Raw genomic sequence first — 3,754 nt, 5'->3', positions numbered from 1 at the left:
CAACAGCCGGGCGGCAACGCAGGCGCTCAACCAGGGCGATGCGGTCAGCGACACGCTGAGCGTCAGCTCGCTCGACGGCACCGCCAGCCACAATATTGTCGTCGCCATCACCGGCGCGGATGATGGTCCAGCTCGGCAGGCCCCGACCGACATTAAGCTGACGCCGGTCGTTCCGGCAGACAATGTCAACTTCAATAGTTTCGAGTTCAGTGGGCTGCTGACGGCGACTGATCCCGACACGGGTGGATTCAGCTTCAACATTGCCTCGCAGTCGAATCCGGGCTTGTTTTCGATAACCGGCAATACGCTTCATTCGGGTGCGCTATCGGTGAACAGTACATTTTCAGTGACGGTAACGGCAACGCAGACCGGTGATCCTATAGGGCCGGCCTTCGAAAAGACCGAGACGTTCACTGTTATCACCGGTAGCAATGGCAACTCACAGGACACGAGCGGTGGAACGGGCGACGATGTGCTCTACGGCGGTGGCGGTAACGATGTGATGTTCGGGCTGGGAGGTGACGACACGCTTTTCGGCCAAGACGGCGATGACACCCTCAACGGTGGTGCTGGCAACAACACCCTTACCGGGGGCGTGGGAACTGACACCTTCTTTTTCCAAAGGTTTGCCACCACCACGAACCATATGACCGACTTCAATGCTGGGACGAATAGCACAACCGTGGATAAGCTTCAATTTGATGTTGGAGGCGGCACGTTCGAGTTCGCCGTCGGCAACAACAATACAATTGTGGACAATGTGAAGGTGGGGAACAACGCCACGATCAATGTCGCCGGAACGGAGGTTGCCATCAAAACGGACGTGAGCGTCACGAACGCAACCATCCAGAGCACCATCGATGGTTACAGCAACATAACCACAGGGGCATTGTTCGTGTTCCACAATACGGACCTCGGCCATGCGGCGGTCTATTACGATCAGAACCCAGGTTCAGCCGGCGGCGCGGTGCTGGTCGCTGAATTCGACAACATCACCACCCTTGGGGGGCTTGCGAATTTCAACTCGGGCGACTTCTTGTTTGGCTGAGGCGGTCTTTGATCACGTAAGCGTTGACCCCGCTCGGAGACGGTGAGGGCCTCCCGGGAGTTTTGTGCGCCCAGCGCCGGGCGCGCAGGATTCATCGGGTGGTGGATAGCATCATGTCACACGCGTGCGGCAGCGTGCCGACATCTATTGCTCCCCAAATGATCGGCTCTAAAGCCTAATCCCGCGCTTCGCCAGCGCTTGGCGCGCCGCTGTCGCTCCCCAGTCCTCGTCAGGGTAGCGGCCTTCGATCTCAGCTTCGGCGACCGGCGTCGCGCGGATCAGCGGCACAGAGCCGAAGGGCAAGCCGTCGATGCGGCTGGGGTCGCAGCTCAGGATGATGCGGGTCAGCGGCGCGTAGTCCTCCGTCAGCCGGCAGAAGAGGATGGCGCCGTGTTTTTCAACGTCACGGGCAACGCGATGGCCGTCGGCGACGAGATCGCCGAGATTGATCAGGAGATTTGCCCAGTTTGCCGTTCCGGTCGAATCCAGTGTCGCAGGATCGAATTCCATGAAGAGCTCGCATTCGACGCCATTTTCAGGCTCAGAAATGCCCGCCCAAGGAGTGGAGAGCCCGTCGGTAGCGAGGATGAGCTTTTCCGGCGCATCGACGGCAAGGACGCGGCGGTGCGGGCCGAACCATTTCGTCTGATTATAGACGTTGGCCGTTTCGCGCTCGGCAGCGAAGCCCTCCGGCACGCCGCCGCGAGTCTGCCAGAAGGCGCGCCGCGCGGCCGCCGCCGCCTCATAGACCGGGTCGTCGGGACCGCGCGGAACGATCGATTGATCATAGGTGGTGTCGATGGTGATCTCGCCGCGCATGAAGGGAAGCTTCGCCTTCTTCCAGCGGATCACCACCTTGTTGAAGCGTTGCGATGCGGCCGCATCGAGCTTCTCGAGCACATCCTCAATGATATCAAGCGGCTTGGTCGATTCCTCGCTGACAAGGTTTCCCCCGGCATCGCGATAGCCGCCCGTGCGCGAGGAATGCCCGGCCTGCATGGTGGTGGCGATCCACTCACCGCTGACGGCGCCTGCCGGCGCCGCCTTTCTGAGAACCGGAGTGAGCTCCCGGATCGCATCGTCAATCGAATAGGGTGCCACGTCGCCCCTCCGCTTTAGTCCCGCTATGGTCCGCTGAAGTTAGCGCGGGGGCGTTTCCGTTCAAGGTAGCCCGGCAAGGTGCTCTGTCGTCGATGGGTGCAGTGCTGCGGCGCATCCTTCGAGGCTCGCCCTTCGGGCTGGACGTCTCTTCATAGTCGTTGCGATACGCTGGTGCTCTTGCCGAAGGTTAAACAGGGAGGGAGAAAGGGGCGCGCCGCGGAGGTGTCCCACAGCGCGCCTTTTCGCAATATCCTATCACCGCAAACGCGATAGGAAAGGCGCCCCGCCTCAATTGCTCCCATCGTTCGGCCTTGCCTTGGCGCTGTCGTTGGTGGTGTCCGACGCTGTTTTTCCGTCTGGTTGCTGGCCGAATAGGTGCCGCCGAGGTGGCCGCCGGCGCTGGTGTTCTTGACTTGCTGTTCGGCGCGTTTCTGAAGTTCACGAACGTTGGTCTTGCTCATGTTCGGCTCCTTTTTCGAGGTTCACGACCTTTCACCAACCGATGGGGGCCGACACGGTTCCATATTTCCGGGAACCCTTCGTCCGGCCGCTGGTTCCTCACACATGAGATTCCTTGCCGTCATCATCACGGGCTTAGCGGTCTTGGCGCCTGCCGCCCACCTTCTCTCGCTCCCAAACAAGATCGGGATGGGGAAGGCGGATTATTTTGTCGCTCAGCGGGCCTATGCCGGATGGTGGATCGTCGGCCTCATGCTGCCGCTCGCTTTTCTCGCGAATATCGGCAATGCCGCGGCCCTCAAAGCCGATGGACCGGCCATGACGCTGTCGATCGCTGCCGCCGTGCTGATCGTGGTCAACCTCGTCATCTTTATGATCTTCACCCGGCCGGCCAATGCGGCGACGAAGAACTGGACCGTGCAGCCGGAACATTGGGAGGGCCTGCGCCGCCAGTGGGAGTATTCGCATGCCGCCAATGCCGCGGTCACCTTCCTCGCGTTCTGCTGCGCCACGCTTGCCTCGATCCGGTAACGCCGGAACACTTCGCGATCTTTCCGGTTTTCCCTACTCAAGAAGGAGAAATGAAGATGGGCATGACCACCCCCAAGGACGGCGCACCTGGCACGACCGACCAGTCCCCCCGCTGGGAAGGACCGAAGGGCAATAGGCCGCGCGGCTATCTCAAAGCCAAGGACGATCCGGACAAAAATCGCGACGCCAATGGCGAAAACAATCGCGATCCCGAAATGAACGACATTTCCGACGCTATGAAGCAGAAAGGCGAATGACATGGCCAATCCCGAAAAAGACGCAGCCGGCCAGTTCGCCAAATCCCGGGCCGACCGCAAAGCCAGCGGTGTGGCGAGCGCCAAGCCGACCGTGATCACCGGCTCCGAGGACGCCACGGTGAACAAGCACCCGCCCGGCAAGAAGAAGCCCGAGAAGGATTGGGACATCAACTACGATCCCGCCGATATGAACGAGGGGCGGATGCGCTGAGATGGTGGTGCGCCCGACTCGTCCTTCGAGGCCCGTGCGGGGCACCTCAGAGTCTGTGAATCTTTAGGATTTTCGTCGTTTTTACGAGAGCTAAGTCATTGATTTGACTCGCATCGAAAAATCGAAAAATCGATAGATTCACAGGCT

The 3,754-nt window shown here is 60.3% G+C and carries 6 protein-coding genes; 4 read left to right on the top strand and 2 right to left on the bottom strand.

The window, feature by feature from the left end:
- The coding region (locus GGD53_RS29385) for a calcium-binding protein (protein ID WP_210303386.1) at positions 1–1,048 on the top strand (1,048 nt) is incomplete at its 5' end.
- A gap of 168 nt (positions 1,049–1,216) precedes the next feature.
- Here the strand turns inward: GGD53_RS29385 and GGD53_RS29380 are convergent.
- Both GGD53_RS29380 and GGD53_RS29375 read right to left on the bottom strand, forming a co-directional pair.
- Positions 1,217–2,149, bottom strand: a complete 933-nt coding sequence (locus GGD53_RS29380) for a hypothetical protein (protein WP_184460212.1) — start codon at positions 2,147–2,149, stop codon at positions 1,217–1,219.
- Between the two features lie 149 nt (positions 2,150–2,298).
- On the bottom strand, positions 2,299–2,610 hold the full coding sequence (locus tag GGD53_RS29375; RefSeq protein ID WP_184460261.1) for a hypothetical protein: 312 nt from the start codon (positions 2,608–2,610) through the stop codon (positions 2,299–2,301).
- Positions 2,611–2,713: 103 nt separating this feature from the next.
- Between GGD53_RS29375 and GGD53_RS29370 the strand changes: the two genes are divergently transcribed.
- From GGD53_RS29370 to GGD53_RS29360, 3 genes are read left to right on the top strand one after another with little or no spacing between them, the layout of a single operon-like run.
- On the top strand, positions 2,714–3,139 hold the full coding sequence (locus GGD53_RS29370) for a DUF1772 domain-containing protein (RefSeq protein WP_184460211.1): 426 nt from the start codon (positions 2,714–2,716) through the stop codon (positions 3,137–3,139).
- Between the two features lie 56 nt (positions 3,140–3,195).
- Entirely contained in the window at positions 3,196–3,396 is a 201-nt protein-coding gene (locus tag GGD53_RS29365; RefSeq protein ID WP_064803441.1) for a hypothetical protein, read from the top strand.
- 1 nt (position 3,397) lies between these two features.
- A complete protein-coding gene (locus tag GGD53_RS29360) occupies positions 3,398–3,607 on the top strand; it encodes a hypothetical protein (RefSeq protein ID WP_064803439.1) in 210 nt (69 codons plus the stop codon).
- The last annotated feature ends 147 nt before the right edge of the window (positions 3,608–3,754 follow it).

The sequence above is a fragment of the Rhizobium aethiopicum genome (assembly GCF_014197535.1).
Taxonomy (GTDB): domain Bacteria; phylum Pseudomonadota; class Alphaproteobacteria; order Rhizobiales; family Rhizobiaceae; genus Rhizobium; species Rhizobium aethiopicum_A.
The sequence above is the reverse complement of the archived record's forward strand: the minus strand, read 5'-3'. Positions and strand labels throughout refer to the sequence as shown.

What these genes read in the sequence shown, in the direction of transcription:
- GGD53_RS29370 (WP_184460211.1), top strand. Translation starts at nt 2,714, where the DNA reads ATGAGATTCCTTGCCGTCATCATCACGGGCTTAGCGGTCTTGGCGCCT.
- GGD53_RS29360 (WP_064803439.1), top strand. Translation starts at nt 3,398, where the DNA reads ATGGCCAATCCCGAAAAAGACGCAGCCGGCCAGTTCGCCAAATCCCGG.
- GGD53_RS29375 (WP_184460261.1), bottom strand. Translation starts at nt 2,610, where the DNA reads ATGAGCAAGACCAACGTTCGTGAACTTCAGAAACGCGCCGAACAGCAA.
- GGD53_RS29365 (WP_064803441.1), top strand. Translation starts at nt 3,196, where the DNA reads ATGGGCATGACCACCCCCAAGGACGGCGCACCTGGCACGACCGACCAG.